The following is a 259-nucleotide window of genomic DNA, read 5'->3' as shown; positions in this document are numbered from 1 at the left end:
AGGTCGAGGAAGTGCTCCACCAAAGCCAAGGCGGCGGTGTGGTCCAGAGCCTCGGTTTCGTCGGCGAAGATCTTCGCCTGCTGCCAGGTGAGGGTTCCTTTTGCCAGGGCGTCCATGACCGGCGGCAGGGCACAGACCTGCCGGGACTGGACCACAAACGCACTTGCGGCCCCGGAACTGATCGTCAGGACTCCGGCGATCTCCTCCACCGTGGACATCTCCGTGTAAGTCCGTTCGTGCAAGGGCGCGTCAGGCGGGA

1 pseudogene is annotated in these 259 nt (G+C 64.5%); it reads right to left on the bottom strand.

Going from position 1 to position 259, the window contains the following annotated elements:
* Positions 1-242, bottom strand: a pseudogene (locus tag FDW83_RS19015) (HNH endonuclease); the annotation flags it as partial.
* Positions 243-259 lie beyond the last annotated feature (17 nt).

This window comes from Pseudarthrobacter sp. NamE2, assembly GCF_005796205.1.
In the GTDB taxonomy this organism is placed as follows: Bacteria; Actinomycetota; Actinomycetes; order Actinomycetales; family Micrococcaceae; genus Arthrobacter.
This window is presented reverse-complemented; position numbering and strand designations above follow the sequence as displayed.